Here is an 18,669-nt window from a genome sequence, read left to right on the forward strand (position 1 = left end):
CCCGTACACTGCTCCCATGGCTCGCTGGCAACCCGACGCACCAGGACGACTCGCCGCCGCAGCCCTCGACCTCTTCGAGGAGCGCGGCTACGAGAACACGACCGTGATCGAGATCGCCGAGCGCGCGGGGCTCACCAAGAGCACGTTCTTCCGGTACTTCCCGGACAAGCGCGAGGTGCTCTTCGGCAGGGGCGCGGTGACCGGTCTGCTCGTCGAAGGGATTGCCTCGGCGCCGCCGGCGGCCGGGCCGCTCGACGCGGTGGCGGACGCTCTCGATGCGCTCGGCCGGACGTTCTTCACCGCCGACCGCCGCGAGTTCAGCGGCCGGCGCCAGGCCGTGCTGAACGCCCATACGGAACTGCGTGAACGCGAAGCCCTGAAACGGATCGACCTCACCGACTCTCTGATCGAGGCCCTCCATCGCCGCGGAGTCCCGGGCCGGACCGCGCGCGTGGCCGCGAAACTGGGCATGCTCGTCTGGGAGATCGCCTACGATCAGTGGATCGACACCGACAACAGCGAGGGCTTCGGCCCGCTGGCACGGCAAGCGCTCGCCGAAGTGCGCGCGGCCGGAGCCGAGCGCTAGGGTCCGGCTTCAAAGGTCGTCCTGGTGGTGGGTCATGGTGTCGTGGTACGTCGTGGTGAACTCACTGGCCTGGAGCGGGAGTTGCCCGCTCCGCTGATACCCCGGGCCGTAACGGGGTGGCCTCGTGGGGAGACGGGTCCTAGTACGCGTGCCGGTCCGGCCGGTTCGTCCAGGCCGCATAGGCGTTGGCGCCCAGCTCGGGGTACATCTGCTCGACCTTGATGCGGCGCTCTTCGAGCGGCTTGGTGAAGTCCTCGTACTGGAACGAGTCGTCGAAGCCGATCCTCCGGGTGTCCTCCAGGGCGCAGCTGAAGTACACCGCGTCCATCCGCGACCAATAGATGGCGCTCATGCACATCGGGCAGGGCGCGCCGCTGATGTAGATCGAGCAGCCCTGCAGCATCCGGGCGCGCTCGGGAACGGGGTCCGGGGAGCCGGGCGGACGCGGCACGTACTCCAGGGTGCTCTCGTTGTGGCGCTCCACGGCAATTGACGGTGCCTCAGGATTGAGGCACAGCGACGCCTTGCGGATCGTCTCGATCTCGGCGTGTGCCGTCGGGTCACCGGTGAGCAGCACGCGGTTCTGGCCGCGGGCGATGATCTCGCCGTCGCGTGCCATCACCGCGCCGAAGGGGCCGCCCCAGCCGTTCTCCACGGATTCCGTGGCCAGCCGTACCGCCTCGGCCATGAGTTCCTTGTGTTCCATTGCGGAGTCTCCGTTCGGCATGCGATGCACTCGCGGCAGCTGTCGTCGTGCCCCCGGATCGGCCAACCGCCCCATTTGCCCTATAAATTGCCTATGTACTACGCTACTCCAGGTGAGTGCACGTGCAAGCCGTGATCCCACGGCTGATCACGCCACCGTCGTGACCTCGCAGAAGGTGCGCGAGGGCCGCGCCGAGGAGTACCAGCGCTGGCAGGACCGGACCAACACGGCCGCCAGCGAATTCGACGGTTTCATGGCGGCGGAGGTCTACCCGCCCGGCGCCGGGGACCCGCACGAATGGGTGGCCGTCTTCCGTTTCTCCGGTGTCGACCACCTGACGGCCTGGCTGGACTCCGGGCGGCGCCGGGAACTGCTCGACGAGGCCCGGGAACTCTTCGAGGGGCCCCCGTCCCTGGAGGTGCTGCGCGGTGGCAGCCCCGCCGATCAGGCCGCCGAGACCGTCACCGCCGTCATCTCGCACGAGGTGCGGCCGGGGCGCGAGCAGCAGTTCCTGCAGTGGCAGACCAAGGCGCTCAAGGCGCAGGAGAAGATGCCCGGTTACATGGGCTCCGAACTCTTCAAGCCGGTCGAGGACGTCCAGAAGCACTGGGTCGTGGTCTTCCGCTTCGACTCCCGGAAACACCTCGACGACTGGCTCGAATCCGACACCCGCCGGGCGCTGTTGCAGGAGGGCGACGCCTACTTCTCGTCCTACGACGTCCGGACCGTCGGCTCGGCGTTCAGCGGCTGGTTCCGCTTCGACAGCGGGCCGGGCGGCGGGGTCCCGCCCAACTGGAAGCAGGCCATGTCGGTGCTGCTGGCGCTGTATCCCACGGTCATGGTGCTGACCCTGACCCTGGGGCACGAGCTCGACACCCTCAAGGTCCCCGTATACCTGGGCCTGTTCCTCAGCAACATACTCAGCGTCAGCGCCCTGACCTGGCTCCTGATGCCGCTGGTGAACAGGGCGCTGGCCTTCTGGCTGGTGCCCGCCCGCGCCGGCGGCCGCCGGGTGCACGTCGTCGGCGCGCTCCTGGTGGTGCTCGGCTACCTGCTGTGCCTCGCCGTCTTCGGACTGATCACCCACGCACTGCTCCCGCACTGACCACCGCCGTCCGGGCGCCGAGGAGGACCCATGCGCCGAGGGACACCGACAGACCCGGCCGCCGTCGACCGCTCGCTGATCCGGCGCGGCGACGACGGGTACGAGGACGCCCGGGCCGGCGCGGTGTGGAACGCCCGCACACCGCCGCGCCACCCCCGGGCCATCGTCCGGGCCGGCTCCGAGGACGAGGTCCGGCAGGCCGTCACCTACGCCCGCGCCCACGGGCTCCGCCTGACCGTCCGCTCCGGCGGGCACAACTGGTCCGGCGCACCGCTGCGCGACGACGCGCTGCTGCTCGACCTGTCGGGGCTCGACGAGTGCACCGTGCACCCCGCCACCGGCAGCGCACCGGCGACCGCCACCGTCGGGCCCGCCGTCACCGGCCAGGACCTGGTGGCCGCCCTCACCCCGCAGCACCTGGCCTTCCCGGTCGGCCACTGCCCCACCGTCGCGGTCGGCGGCTTCCTGCTCAGCGGCGGCCTCGGCTGGAACTCCCGGGCCTGGGGCGCCTCCTGCGCTGACGTCCTGGAGATCCGCGCGGTCACCGCAGAGGGCCGCACCGTCGACTGCAGCGAGACCCGGCACCCCGACCTGTTCTGGGCCGCCCGCGGCGCCGGACCCGGCTTCGCCGCCGTCCTCACCCGCTTCCGGCTCGCCCTGCACCCGCACCCCGGTGCCCTCATGGCGACCGCGCGCACCTTTCCGCTGGCGGAGACCGCGCGGGTCACGCAGTGGGCGGAGCCGCTCGCACGCCGGCTCCCGCCGTACGTCGAAACGGCCTTCGTGCTGACCGCCGCCGGCCCGGCGACGTCCTCGGCCCCCGCAGGGCCCCGGATCACGGTCGCCGCCACCGCCTTCGCGGCCTCACCGGCGCAGGCCCGGCAGGTGCTCGCGCCGTTCGCCGACTGCCCCTTCGACGACCTCGCGGTCGCCGGCCGGCCGCCCGCGCCGACCTCGTACGCCGCCCTGCACGAGGGCGCGGCGGCGGTCTGGCCACCCGGCCACCGGTACGCGGCGGACACCCTGTGGTCCCCGGACAGCTACCGGACGCAGCTGACCCGCATCGCCGACGCGGTGGCCCGTGCCCCCTCGCCGGCGTCCCTGGTGCTCGCACCCGTGCAGCCGGTCTCCGAGGACCCGGCGCACCTGCGGTCCATGGCCTTCGCCCCGCTCGGCACGTCCTACCTCGTCTGCTACGCGATCTGGCACGACCCGGCCGAGGACGCGGCCCAGGGCCGCTGGCTGCGGGAGGCGATGACCGCCGTGGACCCGCTGGGCGACGGCCGGCACTACATCGCCGAAACCGACCTGGAGGCAGGCCGGGAGCGGGCCCGGCACAGCTACCCGCCCGCCACCTGGGACCGCCTGCGGGACGTCCGGGACCGCTGGGACCCGCACCACCTCCTGCACTCCTACCTCACCCCCTGACCACGGCGGCCGGGTGGGCGGCGACGGCCCCGCCGGGGCACCATGGCCCTATGCTGCTCGCCGAACTGGCAGAGGTGTCGGCACGGGTCGCCGCGACCTCGGCGCGCTCGCGGAAGACCGCGCTGCTCGCCGGGCTGTTCCGGGACGCCGCACCCGAGGACGCGCCGGTGGTCATCCCGTACCTCGCCGGGCGGCTTCCCCAGGGCCGGATCGGCGTCGGCTGGAGCGTGCTGCGCGAGCCGGTGCCGCCGGCCCGGGACCCCACGCTGACCGTCCGCGACGTCGACGCCGCGCTGACCGGCCTGGCCCGGGTCTCCGGCGCCGGGGCGCAGGGCGAGCGGCGCCGGCTGGTGCGCGCACTGCTGGCCGCGGCGACCGCCGAGGAACAGCGGTTCCTGATCGGGCTGCTCACCGGCGAGGTGCGGCAGGGCGCGCTGGACGCCCTCGCCGTCGAAGGGCTCGCCGAGGCGACCGGGGCCCCGGCCGCCGACGTACGGCGGGCGGTGATGCTGGCGGGCGCACTGCAGGACGTCGCGCGGGCACTGCTCGCCGAGGGGCCGGCGGCGCTCGCCGCGTTCCGGCTGACCGTCGGCCGGCCGGTCGGGCCGATGCTGGCGCACAGTGCCGCGTCGGTCGCCGAGGCGGTCGACAAGCTCGGCGCCTGCGCCGTCGAGGAGAAGCTCGACGGCATCCGCGTCCAGGTGCACCGGGACGGGCCGGAGGTCCACATCCACACCCGCACGCTGGAGGAGGTCACCGACCGCCTCCCCGAGGTCACCGCCGCCGCCCGCGCGCTGCCCGCCGCACGCTTCATCCTGGACGGCGAGGTGATCGCCCTGGACGCCGAGGGCCGGCCGGTGCCCTTCCAGCGCGTCGCCGGCCGCTTCGGCTCGCGGGTCGACGTCGCCGCCGCGCAGGCCGCGCTGCCGCTCTCCCCGGTCTTCTTCGACGTCCTGTCCGTCGACGGCCGCGACCTGCTGGAACTGCCCACCGCACAGCGGCACACGGAACTGGCGCGGCTGGTCCCCGAGCCGCAGCGGGTACGCCGCCTGGTCGTCGAGGACGCCTCCGACGCCGGGGCCCGCGCCGCCGCCGAGGAGTTCTGGGCCCGCACCCTGCGCCGGGGCCACGAGGGCGTGGTGGTCAAGGCGCTGGACGCCCCCTACAGCGCCGGCCGCCGGGGCGCCGCCTGGCTGAAGGTGAAACCCGTGCACACGCTCGACCTGGTGGTGCTCGCCGCGGAGTGGGGCCACGGGCGGCGCACCGGGAAGCTGTCCAACCTCCACCTCGGCGCGCGCGGACCGGACGGCGGCTTCGTCATGCTGGGCAAGACCTTCAAGGGCCTCACCGACGTCACCCTGGACTGGCAGACCGAACGGTTCCGGCAGCTCGCGGTGGCCGACGACGACCATGTCGTGACGGTGCGTCCGGAACTCGTCGTGGAGATCGCCTACGACGGACTGCAGACCTCCTCGCGCTACCCGGCCGGGGTGACCCTCCGCTTCGCCCGGGTGGTGCGCTACCGGGAGGACAAGACGGCGGCGGAGGCGGACACCGTGGAGAGCGTGCTCGCCGCGCACCCCGGGAGAGAGCGGACCGATGGCGGGTAGGCGGAGCGCCGGGCTGCTGCTCCACCGCCGCTCCGGGGACGGCGTGGAGGTGCTGCTGGCGCACATGGGCGGGCCGCTGTGGGCCCGGCGCGACACCGGGGCGTGGACCGTCCCCAAGGGGGAGTACGTCCCTCCGGAGGAGGCGCTGGACGCGGCGCGCCGGGAGTTCGAGGAGGAGCTGGGCATGCCGCCGCCCGACGGGCGGTACGTGCCCCTGGGGGACGTCCGTCAGTCGGGCGGCAAGGTGGTGACCGTCTGGGCCGTCGAGGGCGACCTCGATCCGGAGCGGATCGAGCCCGGCACCTTCGAGATGGAGTGGCCGCGCGGTTCCGGGGTGCTCCGCAGCTTCCCGGAGATCGACAAGGTGGCGTGGTTCGCCCCGGAGACGGCCGGGGAGCGCCTGATCAAGGGCCAGCGGGCGTTCCTGGAACGGCTGCTGGACCACGTCTCCGGCGACGGCTGAGCCGGCTCACGGCCGTACCTGGATCTTGCGTCCCTCCCCGGCCCGGAACCGTGTCAGTGCCTCCGCGTAACGGTCCAGCGGGAGCCGGTCGCTGATGAAGACCTCCGGGTCCAGAACGCCCGCCGCGAACAGCTCGGCGGCGCGTTCGTAGCTGTGCAGGACGGCCATCGAACCGGTGATGGTGATCTCCTGGTTGTAGATGCGGTACGGCTCGATGGTGGCGCGGGCCGCGTAGTCGGCCACGCCGAACTGGAGGAAGGTGCCGCCCTTGCCGACCCGGCCCAGCGCGTCCTGGATGGCGCGCTCGTTGCCGGTGGCGTCGATGACCACGTCCCAGCCGCGCGGGCGGTCCAGCTCGTCCGCCGAGCCGGCCGCGTTGCTGCAGCCCAGCGCGCGGGCGGTGGCCAGCCGCCCGGGGTTGATGTCGATGATGTCGACGCCGGCCGCGCCGGTGCGCTTGGCGAGTTCCAGCATCATCAGGCCCATGGTGCCGGAGCCGTAGATGAGGACCTGGCTGCCCAGTTGCTGGGAGCGCAGGATGTCGTAGCCGCGGACGGCGCAGGACAGCGGCTCGATCAGTGCCGCGTCCTCGGTGCGTACGTGGTCCGGCAGCTTGACGCAGTTGGCGACGGGGGCGACCGCGAACTCGGCGGCGCCGCCGGCCGTGGTCACGCCGATCGCGGCCCAGCGCTCACAGAGGTTGTTGCGGCCGAGGCGGCAGTAGTGGCACTCGTAGCAGTAGAGGGAGGGGTCGACGGCCACCCGGTCGCCCTCGGCGAGTTCGGTGACCGCGCTGCCGGTGGCGACGACGGTCCCGGCGAACTCGTGGCCCGGCACGACCGGCAGGGTGGGCGCGAACTCGCCCTGGAGGATGTGCAGATCGGTGCCGCACAGCCCGCAGGCGGCGACCGAGACCACGACCTCGCGGGGGCCGGGGGTGGGGTCCTCGACGGTGGTGACCTCGACCTTGCCGGGGGCGCTGATCACTGCGGCTTTCATTTCACGGCTCCAAGCGACAGGCCCTGGACGAGTTTGTCCTGGGCGGCGAACCCGGCGACGATCACCGGGAGGGAGATGACGGTGGCGGCGGCGCACACCTTGGCCAGGAACAGGCCCTGGCTGGTGACGAGTCCGGTCAGGAACACCGGCGCGGTGCCGGCCACGATCCCGGTCAGCACCCGGGCGAACAGCAGCTCGTTCCAGCTGAAGATGAAGGAGATCAGGGCGGTGGCGGCGATGCCGGGCATGGCGACCGGCGCCACGATCCGGGTCAGCGTGGTGGTCAGCCCCGCACCGTCGATCGAGGCGGCCTCCAGCATCTCCACCGGCACCTCGGCGAGGAACGAGCGCATCATCCACACCGCGATCGGCAGGTTCATCGAGGTGTAGAGGAGGACCAGCAGCCAGATGCTGTCGAGCATCCCGGCGTTCTGGGCGACGAGATAGACCGGCAGCAGCCCGGCCACCAGCGGCAGCATCTTCGTGGAGAGGAAGAAGAACAACACGTCGCTCCACTTGCGTACCGGCTTGATCGCCAGCGCGTAGGCGGCCGGGACCGCCAGGGCGAGCACCAGGAGCGTGGAAACCACCGAGGCGGTCAGCGAGTTGATCAGCGGCGGCCAGGGGCTGATGCCACCGCCCCCGCCGAAGAACTCGCGGTAGCCGTGCAGGCTCAGTCCGGCGCCGACGCTCGGCGGGTTGGTCGCCGCGTCCGTCTCGCTGTGGAACGACGTCAGCACCATCCAGGCGACGGGCAGGAAGAAGGCGATCCCGCACAGCCAGGCCACCAGGCCCAGCGCACCGCCGGTCCGCCGCCGGCGCGGAGCCGTGGTCATGACGCTCATCGGGTGACCTCCTCGCGCAGCAGGGACGACACGGTGCGCAGCGCGAAGGTGGCCACGACCAGTGAGCACAGCACCACGACGACGCCCTGCGCGGACGCCCGTCCGTAGTCGTGGGCCTGGTAGAAGGTCTGGTAGATGGTGTACGGCAGGTTGGCGGTGCCCAGGCCGCCGGAGGTGATGGTGAACACCGCGTCGAAGTTCTGGACGACGTACACGGTGCCCAGCAGCGCGGCCAGTTCGAGGTAGCGGCGCAGGTGCGGCAGGGTCAGGTAGCGGAAGACGTCGAAGGCGGAGGCGCCGTCCATCCGCGCCGCCTCGATCGCGTCGCCGGCCCGGCTCTGCAGACCGGCCAGCAGGATCAGCATCATGAACGGCGTCCACTGCCAGATCAGTGACACCTCGACCGCGGCCAGCGGCGAGTCGGTCATCCAGTCCGGCTGCGGCGGGCTGTCGCTGCCGAACAGCCGCCATATCCAGGTCAGTACGCCGTTGAGCAGCCCGTACGAGGCGTTGTACAGGGCGTGCTTCCACAGCAGCGCGGAGGCGACCGGCACCACCAGGAACGGCGTGATCAGCAGGGTCCGTACGATGCCCCGGCCCCGGAAGCTGCGGTCCAGCAGCAGCGCGAGGCCCAGTCCCAGCAGCAGGCTGACCAGCACCACGGTCACGGTCAGCAGCACCGTGGTGCCCACCGAGGACCGCATCGCCGGATCGGTGAAGACGGCCCGGTAGTTGTCGAAGGCGGCGAAGCCGCGGTTGTCGGGGGCCAGCGCGTTCCACCGGGTGAAGGAGATCACCACCGTGGCCACGAACGGCAGTTGGGTGACGATGACGAGGAAGACCAGCGCGGGCAGCAGCGGCGCCCGGCGGGCCCAGTCCTTGGCCCGTCCGGTGCGGCGGGCCCGGGCGGCGGGCGCCGGGCCGGCCGGCCCGGCCGCGGTGCCCCGGGGCGGCTCAGTGGTTTGCGTAGACATCGGACACCTCCTGCGCCAGTCGCCGGCTCTTCGCCAGGGCCTCGGGCACGCTCTGCTTGCCGGCGATGGCCGCGCTGATCTCGTGGGACACCTTGGTCCCCAGGTCGGAGAACTCCGGGATGCCGACGAACTGGATGCCGGGCGCCGGGCGCGGCTGCACGCCGGGACTGTCGGGCCGGGCCGAGCTGATCGCGTCCCTGGTGGCGGTGGCGAACGCGCCCGCGGACTTCAGGTACTCCGGGTCGCGGTAGAGCGACGCCCGCTTGCCGCCGGGCACCCTCGACCAGCCCAGCTCGCGCCCCACCAGCCGCTCGTAGCCCTTGCCGGACGCCCAGCGGATGAACCGCCACGCCGCGTCCTGGTGCGTGCTGGCCTTCTGCACGCCCCACGCCCAGGTGTACAGCCAGCCCGCGTCGCGGGTCCGCTCGACCGGCGCGGGGGCGTAGCCGACCTTGCCGGCGACCTTGGACTCACCGCTCTCCAGCGAACCGGCGCCGGCGGTCGCGTCGTACCACATGGCGACGTTGCCCTGCTGCATGTCGTTGAGGCACTCGGTGTAGCCGGCCTGCGGAGCGCCCGCCTCGCCGTGCTTGCGGACCAGGTCGACGTAGAACCGGGTGGCCCGGGTGAACTCCGGGCTGTCCACCCCGGGCCGCCAGTCCTTGGTGAACCAGGTGCCGCCGAAGGTGTTGACGACGGTGGTCAGCGGGGCGGCCAGCTGGCCCCAGCCGGGCTGGCCGCGCAGGCAGATGCCCTTCAGGCCCTTGCGGCTGCCGTCCAACTCGGCCGCCGCCGCGGCGACCTGGTGCCAGGTGGGGTGGGCCGGCATGGTCAGCCCGGCGGCCTTGAGGAGGTCCTTGCGGTACATCAGGAACGAGGACTCGCCGTAGAACGGCTCGGCGTAGATCTTGCCGTCGGCGGCCGTGAGGGAGGAACGGAGCGGCGGCAGGATGTCGCCCTGGTCGAACGCGCGGTCCTTGGCGGCGCGCTCACCGAGCGGGGCGAGCCAGCCGTTGCGGGCGTAGATGGGCGTCTCGTAGTTGCTGAGGCTGGCCACGTCGTACTGCCCGGCCTGGCTGGAGAAGTCCTGGCTCATCTTGTCGCGCAGGTCGTCCTCCGGCAGGACGGTGAAGTGCACCTTGATGCCGGTGTCCTTGGTGAAGTGCTCGGCGGTCAGCCGTTGCAGGTCCACCATCTGCGGGTTGTTGACCATCAGGACATTGATGCTCCGGCCGTCGTCGTTGCCCGCGTCGCCGGCGCCGCGGTAGCAGCCGGTGGCGGACAGCGACAGGGCCAGGGCGACGGCGGTCAGCGCGCTCGCGCGGGGGCCGCGGCCCGCTCCGGGGGATCTTGCTCTCACGGCTCTTGCCTCTCTGGGGACGGTACGGGTGTCGCGGGATGGGGTGATATCTCGCTCATGGCCGGACATGCGGCGTCGTGCCGCGGGTACGGCCGGGGACCGCGCGACGGCCGGGGGGGTCGGCCTCGTGCGGCGGCTGTGGAGGTGGCAGGGACGGTCGTACGGGGCCGGTCGTCCGGGCGGCCCCACCCGGATCAGACCCGGAGCACCTGCGGCCCCAGGAGGGAGTAGCGGTGGGCCTCCGGCGCGGACAGCCCCGCGTCGGTGACGATCGTGTCGAAGTCGCTCACCTCGGCGAACCGGCAGAAGCTGCTGGCGCCGAACTTGCTGTGCACCCCGACCAGCACCCGTCGCCGCGAGGAGCGGACGGCCTGCTCCTTCACCTCGGCGACCGCCGGATCGGGGGTGGTCAGACCGTGCTCGCGGGAGACGCCGTTCGCCCCCAGGAACGCCAGGTCGATCACGAACCGGGCGAGCATGTCCCGGGCCCAGGAGCCCACCGTCGCCTGCGTACCGGAGCGGACCCGCCCGCCGGCGAGCAGGACGGTCGCCGACTCCGACGCCGAGACCAGTGACGCGGTGCGCAGCGACGCCGTGATCACGGTCAGCGGGCGGTCGGTGGGCAGCAGCATCGCGACCAGCTCCGGGGTGTAGCCCTCGTCGACGAACACCGTCTCGGCCTCGTCCACCAGCGCGGCCGCCGCCGCGGCGATCCGGCGCTTCTCGGCCACCTGCTGGGTCTCCCGGCGGGCCAGCGTGGTCTCGAAACCGGCGCTCTCGACGGGATACGCCGCGCCGTGCGTGCGCCGGATCAGGCCCCGGCGCTCCAGCTCGCTCAGATCCCGCCGGACCGTTTCCCGGGCCACTCCGAACTCGGACGCGGCGTCGGCGACCTCGACCCGGCCGGACTGCCGGGCGAGTGCGAGGATGCGGTGCTGGCGTTCCTCAGCCCTCATGCGTTCACTCCTGCCCGATTTCTGGGTGTTTCCCGACTTCCGTTCGGTCACGGGACTGCCCGTTTCCGCCCGCCTCAGGTTTATAGCAAGCGAGACCCTGCGCACGGCTGCCCGTTACCGCAGAAAAGCTGCCCGTTTCTGCCCGCTTTCGGACCGCAATCGCGGGCCCGTGGGCCGCGCGGCCGCCCGTACGGCTCCGTGACCGCGTCCGCGGCCCCCCCAGGAGCCCGCCGCTCGCCCGCCGACGGGTCACCGCGGTGGTGCGGTGCGCCACGGCGCTTAGTCTGGACGGCATGAGCTCGGAGATGCGGTCGTTGGCGGTCACTGCGATCGTGCAGGCGGAGGAGTGTGCGGTGCTGCGGGTCAGCGGGGAGCTGGACCTCCGCACCGAACAGGACTTTCTCGCCGAGGCCCGGTCGGTGGTGTCGGCCGGCCACCGCTTCCTCGTGCTCGATCTGACCGCCCTGCGCTTCTGCGACTCCCGCGGGCTCAGCTGCCTGCTGGCCCTGGAGTGGCTGTGCCGGCGGCTGGAGGGCCGGCTGCTGCTGGCGTCGCTCGGCGTGCGGATGCTGCGGCTGCTGATCGGCACCCAGTCCCTGAACGTCTTCTCCTGCTACCCCACCGTCGGGCATGCGCTGGCCGCCGTCCCCGACGGCAGCCGCCCGACCTGGCCGCCCGCGGCGGAGGACCCGTCCGTGTGAAGCGCCGGGCCACCCGGATGACGACCGGAACGCGGTACTTCCGAGGCGCGGGTACGGTCGGCAGGCGGGAGGACCAGGACGCCGGGCGGCCGGAACACGCCGGATGGATCATGGCCGGGCCGGCCCCCGTCCCGCCGGACACGCCCTGACCCCCAGCCAGCCGCCGTCGAACCGGGCGAAAGTGAGCTTCCGGTAGGGCCCGGACTCGTAGAGCAGCCCGAACGTGCCGTCCGTGAGCCGGGTCAGCGTCGAGTAGGCCGCCGCGCCCGGCGTCACGGTCCGGGCGAGCGGCCAGGTCACCCCGTCGTCGCAGGACACCCGCACGGTGAGGTTCTCCCGCGCGCGGGTGCTCGCCGTGTTGCTGAACAGCAGCCAGTGGGCGCGCGGCAGGCGGGCCGGCGCCGTCGGGTCGTAGCGCAGCAGCGAGGCGTTGTTGCCCGGGTCGATCAGCGCGTCGTCGACCGCCGGGGCGCTGTAGGTCAGCCCGCCGTCGCGGGAGTGCGCGACCAGCCGTCTGCGGACGCTGCCGGTGCGGCTGTTGAGCAGGACGCGCCCGTCGGCCAGTTCGACCGTCTTGTTCTCGTCCATCCGCGGCCCCACCGGCCTCCCCAGGTGCCAGCTCGCCCCGTGGTCGTCGCTGTACGCGCCGGCCGCCCACATGCTGCCGTCGGCCTTGCGGAACGCGTACTGCTGGAGCAGCCGGCCGCCCGCCAGCTGGCTGCCGGCGCCGGACGAGGCGAAGATGCCGCGCCAGGAAGGGTCCTTGAGGACACGGGTGAGGCGCCGGTGGTGCCAGTGGCGGCCGCCGTCGTCGGAACGGCTGTAGTCGGTGTGCAGCACGCCGGTGCTGTCGGGTGCGTTGCCCGCCCCGGCGCTGCGGAACCCGACGCCCCTGGGCGCGTACGCGTGGAACAGGAAGACCCGGCCGGTCGTCCGGTCCACCAGCAGGCTCGGATCGCCGGCGCCCACCCCGCCGTCGTAGTCCACCGCCGCCCGCGGGGCACTCCAGGTACGCCCCTTGTCGGTGCTCCGCCGCACCATCACGTCCACGTTCCCCGGCAGATCGGCGGCGCTGTCGTTGCGCCGGTCGTAGGCCGCGAGGAGGGTGCCGTCCGGCAGCGTCGCCAGCGCCGGGATGCGGTAGGTGTGCGCGCCCTGCCCCGACACCGCCAGATCGGTGCTCTCGAACAGGGCCGACCGCCCGGCGGCGCGGTGTGCCGCCGGGCGCGGCGCGGCCGCCGGCACCGGCAGGACGGACCACAGACCGAGGCCGGCGCCGATCAGCGCGGCCAGTGTGCGGGGGCGGACGGCCGTCACCGATACCTCCGGGCGGGACGCGATGGGGGCGGCTCCAGGGTGCGCGTCCGGGCCGTGACGGGCCCGCCGGACGGCCCCGTCGGGGTGACCCGCAGCGTCCCCTACGGCGTGGCGTCCTCCCGCAGCGCGTCGATCAGCGCCGCCACCGACGGACGCCGGCGCGCCTCGGCCCCCACCGCCACCACGACGTGCCGGACGACCGGCTCCCGCAGCGGCACCGCGGCGATGCCCGCCGAGCGCAGCCGCAGCATCAGCTCCGTCAGCGGCGCCACACCCAGCCCCGCACCGACCATCGCCAGCGAGGTCGCGGTGTCGGTCACCTCGTGCGCCACCCGCGGCTCGAAACCGGCCCGCCGGCACGCCGCACGGACCGCCTGCCCGTAGTACGAGCCGGCCGCCGGCAGGATCCAGTCGCAGTCGGCGACCTCCGCGAGCGACACCGGAGCCGCGCCCGCGCACCCGGCCCGCGCGTCCCAGGGCGGCCGGCCGTCCGGCACCGCCAGCGAGAACCGCTCGGAGCGCAGCCGCACCAACTCCACCGCGCCGTCCCGGACGAGCGGCGCGTCGGGGTAGTCCAGCCCGAGCGCCAGCTCCACCCGCCCGGCACACACCTCCGCATACGCCTGGTCCACCTCCACCTCGCGGCTCTCCACCCGCACCCCCGGGTGCCGGGCGCCCAGCCGCCGCAGCGCCGGCGGCAGCAGCACGGCCGCCGCCGTACCGAAGACCCCCAGCCGCAGCCGCGCCCGCAGCTCGCCCCGGCCGCGCTCCAGTGCCGCCACCGCCTCGGCCTGCGCCGCCAGGATCCGCTCCGCGTGCACGGCGAGGGTGTGCCCGGCGTCGGTCAGCGCCACCCGCCGCCCGGTCCGCCGCACCAGCTCCGCGCCGGTGGCCCGCTCCAGCGCCGCGATGTGCTGCGACACCGCGCCCGGTGTGTAGCCCAGGGCCGCGGCCGCTGCGGTCATCGTGCCGCTGCGGGTCAGCTCCAGCAGCGTCCTGAGCTGCACGGCCGGCAGTTCCATGGCCGCACCCTACCCACGCGGCGGCGCACCACCCCGCCCCCGTGCGCCTCCTTGCCAAACCCCTCTGACGCCCAGAACCCTTAACAGATCGCGTCCAGCAACTGTGCATGGACGCGGCCCGTGTCCGCCCGGCAGCATCACCACCGGTGCACGGCGCCGCACCGGAGCCCGCACCACCGCTCGTGTCCCCGCGTCCTCTCCCACTCCGTCCGGAACAAGCGGACGGGAAGGCGGCCCGGATGACTCCCACCACGGCCCCGGCCGAAGCCCCGGCCCCCCTCCCCGAGCAGGCCGACGTCGTGATCATCGGCGGCGGCGTCATCGGGGCGAGCATCGCGTTCCACCTCGCCGAGGCGGGCGTCGCCCGCGTCCTCCTGCTGGAGCGCGACCACCCCGCGTCCGGCTCGTCCGGCAAACCCCTCGGCGGCGTCCGCGCCCAGTTCTCCGACCCGCTCAACATCCGGCTCGGCCTGCGCAGCCTGGACGCCTGGCGGGACTTCGCCCGGCGGCCCGGCGCCGACGTCGGCCTCACACCGGTCGGTTACCTCTTCCTCCTCGGCGACGACCGCGAACTGGCCACCTTCACCGAGGGGGTCCACACCCAGAACGCCCACGGCGTGCCCAGCCGCCTGCTCACCCCGCGCGCCGCCCACGACCTGTGCCCCTACCTCGACCCGGCCGGCATCGTCGCCGCCGCCTGGTCACCCACCGACGGCTACGCGCTGCCCGGCGCCGCGGTCACCGGCTACCTGCGCGCCGCCCGCCGGCTCGGCGCGACCGTCCGCAGCCACTGCCCGGTCACCGCCCTCGACACCGCCGACGGCGCGCTGCGGGCGGTCCGCACCCCGCACGGCACCGTCCGCACCGACACTGTCATCTGCTGCGCCGGCGCCTGGTCCGGCGCCATCGGCGCGATGGCCGGCGTCGACCTGCCCGTCACCCCGCTGCGCCGGCAGATCGCCTTCACCGGCCCGCTGCACCCGGCCCCGCCCCGCATCCCCTTCACCCTCGACTTCGACTCCACCCTCTACTTCCACGACGACGGCGCCGGCGGACTGCTGATGGGCTTCTCCGACCCCCGCCAACAGCCGGGATTCGGCAGGGACTTCACCCGCGAATGGCTGGACCCGTTCCGCGCCGCCGCGGCCCGCCGGGCGCCGGAGCTGGCCCGCCTCCCGGTCGTCGGCGGCTGGGCCGGCCTCTACGAGATGACCCCCGACCGCAACGCGCTCATCGGCGAGGCCGCCCGCCCCGGCCGGTTCCTGTACGCCACCGGCTTCTCCGGCCACGGCTTCCTGCAGGCCCCCGCCGTGGGAGAGCTGGTCCGCGACCTCTACCTCGGCCGCGAACCGTTCCTCGACATCGGTCCGCTCGCCGCCACCCGGTTCGACGGCGAGGCGCACGCGGCCCGCCCCGAGGCCCACATCATCTGACCCCGTCCGCCCACCACCCCGCCCCGGAGCTGCGTATGGTCCCCACCTGGCAACTGCGCGCCGCGTTCGCCCAGCGGCTGTCCGCCATGTACGGCACCGAAGTCCCCGCGTACACCACGCTGCTGGAGGTCGCCGGACAGGTCAACGACGAGGTCGCCGCCCGCGACCCGGACGCCGCCCGGTTCGGCAGCATCGACCGGGTCACCGCCGAACGCCACGGCGCCATCCGCGTCGGCACCCCCGAGGAACTGCGCCAGGCCGCCCAGATCTTCGCCGCGCTCGGCATGCACCCGGTGGGCTTCTACGACCTGCGCGACGGCGAGGGCGCGGTACCCGTCGTCTCCACCGCCTTCCGGCCGACCGACCCCGAGGAACTGGACCGCAACCCCTTCCGGGTCTTCACCTCGCTGCTGACCACCGGCGACCGCCGCTTCTTCGACCCGGACCTGGAATCCCGGCTCGACGCCTTCCTCGCCCGCCGGCAGCTCTTCCCGCCCGAACTCCTCCGCCTCGCCGCACGCGCCGAGGCGGACGCCGGACTCCCCGCCGAGCAGGCCGAACGCTTCCTGACCCAGGCGGTCGCCGCGTTCGAACTCTCCGCGGAGCCCGTCGACCGCGCCTGGTACGCGGAACTGGAACGGGTCTCCGCCGTCGCCGCCGACATCGGGGGAGTCGCGGCCACCCACATCAACCACCTCACCCCGCGGGTCCTGGACATCGACGCCCTCTACCGCCGCATGGGCGAGCGCGGCATCACCATGATCGACCGGATCCAGGGGCCACCGCGCTGGGACGGCCCCGACGTCCTGCTGCGCCAGACCTCCTTCCGCGCGCTGGCCGAGCCCCGCGCCTTCCGCGAACCCGACGGCGGCGTCACCCCCGGCTCGCTGCGGGTCCGCTTCGGCGAGGTCGAGGCGCGCGGCATCGCCCTGACCCGCGCGGGCCGGGCACGCTACGACCACCTCATGGCCGAGACGGACCGCCGGACCGCGCTGCGCCCGGACGTCGACCGGCAGGAGACGGCCCGCAGCCTGTGGCAACGGGGCTTCCCCGGCACCGAACACCAACTCGCGGTCAGCCACCAGGCGTTCTTCACCTACCGACCGGTGGCCGGGCGGCCCCGGGACGGCCGGTGCCCGCCCGCCGACCTGACGGGGCTGCTCACCCATGGATGGCTCACCGCGCACCCCGTCGTCTACGAGGACTTCCTGCCCCGCTCCGCCGCCGGCATCTTCCGCTCCAACCTGACCGGCGAGGGCACCCGCGACGCCGAACTGGCAGGCACCCCGTTCGACGCGCACCGCCTCGCCGAGGCCCTCGGCCGCCCGGTGCACGACCCGTTCACGCTGTACGCCCGGCAGCAGGACCGCTCGCTGCGGCAGGCGCTGTTCACCCTCCAGGCGGGCGCGGCGCTCCGCGCCCTGGACCACGGCGAACTGATCGACACCGAACCGGCCGAAACCGAACCGACCGGTACCGCACCCGGCACCACCACCGCGGACCGCCCGTGATCACCGGGCCCTGACCACCCGTCCCCGGCCGCCCCGCCCCCGGACACCCGTCATCCGGCACCGTCACCCGCCCACCACCCCGAGGAGCCCGCCATGCCCGCCGCCACCCCCGCCCCCCAGCTCCCCGGCACCGCCGACCTGCGCGCCCGCGCGGCCGCCGCCCTCGGCCGCTGCGGCGTCGACCTCGACGCGTACCCGGCACCGGCCGACGGGGCCGTGCCCGCCCGTACGCCCCTCACCGGTGGCGTCCTGGCCCGCCTGGCCGCCACCACCCCCGCACAGGCCGACGCGGCGATCGCCGAGGCGCACCGCACGTTCCAGGACTGGCGCACCGTGCCCGCCCCGCGCCGCGGCGCACTGGTCAAACGGCTGGGGGAACTCCTCGCCGCCCACCGGGAGGACCTCGCCGACCTCGTGACCATCGAGGCCGGCAAGATCCGCTCCGAGGCGCTCGGCGAGGTCCAGGAGATGATCGACATCTGCGACTTCGCGGTGGGCCTGTCCCGCCAGCTCTACGGGCGCACCATCGCCGGCGAACGCCCCGGCCACCGGCTCTCCGAGAGCTGGCACCCGCTGGGCGTGGTCGGGGTGGTCTCCGCCTTCAACTTCCCGGTCGCCGTGTGGTCCTGGAACACCGCCGTCGCCCTGGTCTGCGGCGACACCGTCGTGTGGAAGCCGTCGGAGCTGACCCCGCTCACCGCCCTGGCCTGCGACGGACTGCTCGCCCGGGCCGCCGCCGAGGTGGCCGCGCCGGCCGGGGTGCACCGGCTGCTGCTCGGCGCGCGGGAGTGCGGCCGGCAACTGGTCGACGACCCCCGGGTGGCGCTGGTCAGCGCGACCGGCTCGGTCGCCATGGGCCGGCAGGTCGCGCCCCGGGTGGCGGCCCGCTTCGGCCGCTGCCTGCTCGAACTCGGCGGCAACAACGCCGCCGTGGTCACCCCCTCCGCCGACCTCGACCTCACCGTCCGCGGCATCGTCTTCTCCGCCGCCGGCACCGCCGGCCAGCGCTGCACCACGCTGCGCCGGCTGATCGTCCACGAGGACATCGCCGACCGCCTCCTGGAACGCGTCGTGCACGCCTACGGGCAGCTGCCGCTGGGCGACCCGTTCGACCCGGCCACGCTCGTCGGCCCGCTCGTCAGCCCGGCCGCCCACACGGCGATGTCCGAGGCGCTGGCCGCCGCGCAGCGTGCCGGCGGCAAGCTGCTGACCGGCGGCGAGCGGTGCCTGGCGGACGCCGCGCCGGACGCCGCCTACGTCCGGCCGGCGGTCGTCCGGATGCCCGAACAGACCGACATCGTCCGCACCGAGACCTTCGCGCCCATCCTGTACGCCCTGACCTACCGCACCCTCGACGAGGCCGTCGCCCTGAACAACGACGTCCCGCAGGGCCTGTCCTCCAGCATCTTCACCGGTGACCTGCGCGAGGCCGAACGCTTCCTCGCCGCCGACGGCTCCGACTGCGGTATCACCAACGTCAACATCGGCACGTCGGGCGCGGAGATCGGCGGTGCCTTCGGCGGCGAGAAGGAGACCGGCGGTGGCCGGGAGTCCGGTTCCGACGCCTGGCGCGCCTACATGCGCCGCGCCACCAACACCGTCAACTACTCCGCCGACCTCCCGCTCGCCCAGGGTGTCAACTTCCTGTGAGAA

The 18,669-nt window shown here is 73.8% G+C and carries 17 protein-coding genes; 9 read left to right on the forward strand and 8 right to left on the reverse strand.

Translation table 11 applies throughout. The features are described from left to right. The first annotated feature begins 16 nt into the window (after positions 1-16). Complete coding sequence (locus SL103_RS13035) at positions 17-586, forward strand: TetR/AcrR family transcriptional regulator (protein ID WP_069569010.1); 570 nt, start codon at positions 17-19, stop codon at positions 584-586. A gap of 139 nt (positions 587-725) precedes the next feature. On the opposite strand, the gene SL103_RS13040 is transcribed toward SL103_RS13035, so the two are convergent. Then, positions 726-1,292, reverse strand: a complete 567-nt coding sequence (locus tag SL103_RS13040) for a nucleoside deaminase (protein WP_069569011.1) — start codon at positions 1,290-1,292, stop codon at positions 726-728. Between the two features lie 112 nt (positions 1,293-1,404). Between SL103_RS13040 and SL103_RS13045 the strand changes: the two genes are divergently transcribed. From SL103_RS13045 to SL103_RS13060, 4 genes are read left to right on the forward strand one after another with little or no spacing between them, the layout of a single operon-like run. Further along, entirely contained in the window at positions 1,405-2,397 is a 993-nt protein-coding gene (locus SL103_RS13045; protein WP_069569012.1) for an antibiotic biosynthesis monooxygenase, read from the forward strand. Positions 2,398-2,427: 30 nt separating this feature from the next. Continuing rightward, complete coding sequence (locus tag SL103_RS13050; RefSeq protein WP_069569013.1) at positions 2,428-3,825, forward strand: FAD-binding oxidoreductase; 1,398 nt, start codon at positions 2,428-2,430, stop codon at positions 3,823-3,825. A 50-nt stretch (positions 3,826-3,875) separates the two neighbouring features. Then, complete coding sequence (locus SL103_RS13055) at positions 3,876-5,435, forward strand: ATP-dependent DNA ligase (RefSeq protein WP_069569014.1); 1,560 nt, start codon at positions 3,876-3,878, stop codon at positions 5,433-5,435. Further along, positions 5,425-5,898: an NUDIX domain-containing protein gene (locus SL103_RS13060; RefSeq protein ID WP_069569015.1), complete on the forward strand. Its 474-nt coding sequence runs from the start codon at positions 5,425-5,427 to the stop codon at positions 5,896-5,898. The genes SL103_RS13055 and SL103_RS13060 overlap by 11 nt, the downstream gene beginning before the upstream one ends. 6 nt (positions 5,899-5,904) lie before the next feature. Here SL103_RS13060 and SL103_RS13065 read toward each other — a convergent pair whose 3' ends face one another. From SL103_RS13065 to SL103_RS13085, 5 genes are all read right to left on the reverse strand, one after another. Further along, positions 5,905-6,897: a zinc-dependent alcohol dehydrogenase family protein gene (locus tag SL103_RS13065; RefSeq protein ID WP_069569016.1), complete on the reverse strand. Its 993-nt coding sequence runs from the start codon at positions 6,895-6,897 to the stop codon at positions 5,905-5,907. Then, the gene (locus SL103_RS13070; RefSeq protein WP_069569017.1) at positions 6,894-7,742 is read right to left on the reverse strand and encodes a carbohydrate ABC transporter permease; all 849 of its coding nucleotides are present in this window, start codon (positions 7,740-7,742) and stop codon (positions 6,894-6,896) included. The genes SL103_RS13065 and SL103_RS13070 overlap by 4 nt, the downstream gene beginning before the upstream one ends. Continuing rightward, positions 7,739-8,716 carry a carbohydrate ABC transporter permease gene (locus tag SL103_RS13075; protein WP_069569018.1) on the reverse strand — a complete coding sequence of 326 codons (978 nt, stop codon included), beginning with the start codon at positions 8,714-8,716 and terminating at the stop codon, positions 7,739-7,741. The genes SL103_RS13070 and SL103_RS13075 overlap by 4 nt, the downstream gene beginning before the upstream one ends. Beyond that, positions 8,697-10,076 (reverse strand): ABC transporter substrate-binding protein, encoded by a 1,380-nt coding sequence (locus SL103_RS13080; RefSeq protein ID WP_069569019.1) that lies wholly within the window; start codon positions 10,074-10,076, stop codon positions 8,697-8,699. The genes SL103_RS13075 and SL103_RS13080 overlap by 20 nt, the downstream gene beginning before the upstream one ends. A 194-nt stretch (positions 10,077-10,270) precedes the next feature. Further along, positions 10,271-11,032: a DeoR/GlpR family DNA-binding transcription regulator gene (locus SL103_RS13085; protein WP_069569020.1), complete on the reverse strand. Its 762-nt coding sequence runs from the start codon at positions 11,030-11,032 to the stop codon at positions 10,271-10,273. A 293-nt stretch (positions 11,033-11,325) separates the two neighbouring features. Between SL103_RS13085 and SL103_RS13090 the strand changes: the two genes are divergently transcribed. Then, positions 11,326-11,733, forward strand: coding sequence for an STAS domain-containing protein (locus tag SL103_RS13090; protein ID WP_244303899.1), 408 nt, complete (start codon positions 11,326-11,328; stop codon positions 11,731-11,733). A gap of 108 nt (positions 11,734-11,841) precedes the next feature. Here SL103_RS13090 and SL103_RS13095 read toward each other — a convergent pair whose 3' ends face one another. Together SL103_RS13095 and SL103_RS13100 are read right to left on the reverse strand one after the other, a co-directional pair. Beyond that, positions 11,842-13,050, reverse strand: a complete 1,209-nt coding sequence (locus SL103_RS13095; RefSeq protein WP_069569022.1) for a sialidase family protein — start codon at positions 13,048-13,050, stop codon at positions 11,842-11,844. A 101-nt stretch (positions 13,051-13,151) separates the two neighbouring features. After that, positions 13,152-14,072, reverse strand: coding sequence for a LysR family transcriptional regulator (locus tag SL103_RS13100; protein WP_069569023.1), 921 nt, complete (start codon positions 14,070-14,072; stop codon positions 13,152-13,154). A 239-nt stretch (positions 14,073-14,311) separates the two neighbouring features. Here SL103_RS13100 and SL103_RS13105 point away from each other — a divergent pair, with 239 nt between their 5' ends. From SL103_RS13105 to amaB, 3 genes are all read left to right on the forward strand, one after another. After that, entirely contained in the window at positions 14,312-15,505 is a 1,194-nt protein-coding gene (locus SL103_RS13105; RefSeq protein ID WP_069569024.1) for an NAD(P)/FAD-dependent oxidoreductase, read from the forward strand. A 35-nt stretch (positions 15,506-15,540) separates the two neighbouring features. Then, positions 15,541-17,016, forward strand: coding sequence for a 2-oxoadipate dioxygenase/decarboxylase (gene hglS, locus SL103_RS13110; protein WP_079145720.1), 1,476 nt, complete (start codon positions 15,541-15,543; stop codon positions 17,014-17,016). Between the two features lie 93 nt (positions 17,017-17,109). Next, entirely contained in the window at positions 17,110-18,666 is a 1,557-nt protein-coding gene (gene amaB / locus SL103_RS13115; protein ID WP_069569025.1) for an L-piperidine-6-carboxylate dehydrogenase, read from the forward strand. Positions 18,667-18,669: the final 3 nt, after the last annotated feature.

Source organism: Streptomyces lydicus, assembly GCF_001729485.1.
Lineage (GTDB): Bacteria > Actinomycetota > Actinomycetes > Streptomycetales > Streptomycetaceae > Streptomyces > Streptomyces lydicus_D.

Coding starts and splice junctions, on each gene's coding strand:
- SL103_RS13035 (WP_069569010.1), top strand. CDS start 17: ATGGCTCGCTGGCAACCCGACGCACCAGGACGACTCGCCGCCGCAGCC.
- SL103_RS13040 (WP_069569011.1), bottom strand. CDS start 1,292: ATGGAACACAAGGAACTCATGGCCGAGGCGGTACGGCTGGCCACGGAA.
- SL103_RS13050 (WP_069569013.1), top strand. CDS start 2,428: ATGCGCCGAGGGACACCGACAGACCCGGCCGCCGTCGACCGCTCGCTG.
- SL103_RS13055 (WP_069569014.1), top strand. CDS start 3,876: ATGCTGCTCGCCGAACTGGCAGAGGTGTCGGCACGGGTCGCCGCGACC.
- SL103_RS13060 (WP_069569015.1), top strand. CDS start 5,425: ATGGCGGGTAGGCGGAGCGCCGGGCTGCTGCTCCACCGCCGCTCCGGG.
- SL103_RS13065 (WP_069569016.1), bottom strand. CDS start 6,897: ATGAAAGCCGCAGTGATCAGCGCCCCCGGCAAGGTCGAGGTCACCACC.
- SL103_RS13070 (WP_069569017.1), bottom strand. CDS start 7,742: ATGAGCGTCATGACCACGGCTCCGCGCCGGCGGCGGACCGGCGGTGCG.
- SL103_RS13075 (WP_069569018.1), bottom strand. CDS start 8,716: ATGTCTACGCAAACCACTGAGCCGCCCCGGGGCACCGCGGCCGGGCCG.
- SL103_RS13085 (WP_069569020.1), bottom strand. CDS start 11,032: ATGAGGGCTGAGGAACGCCAGCACCGCATCCTCGCACTCGCCCGGCAG.
- SL103_RS13090 (WP_244303899.1), top strand. CDS start 11,326: ATGAGCTCGGAGATGCGGTCGTTGGCGGTCACTGCGATCGTGCAGGCG.
- SL103_RS13100 (WP_069569023.1), bottom strand. CDS start 14,072: ATGGAACTGCCGGCCGTGCAGCTCAGGACGCTGCTGGAGCTGACCCGC.
- SL103_RS13105 (WP_069569024.1), top strand. CDS start 14,312: ATGACTCCCACCACGGCCCCGGCCGAAGCCCCGGCCCCCCTCCCCGAG.
- hglS (WP_079145720.1), top strand. CDS start 15,541: ATGGTCCCCACCTGGCAACTGCGCGCCGCGTTCGCCCAGCGGCTGTCC.
- amaB (WP_069569025.1), top strand. CDS start 17,110: ATGCCCGCCGCCACCCCCGCCCCCCAGCTCCCCGGCACCGCCGACCTG.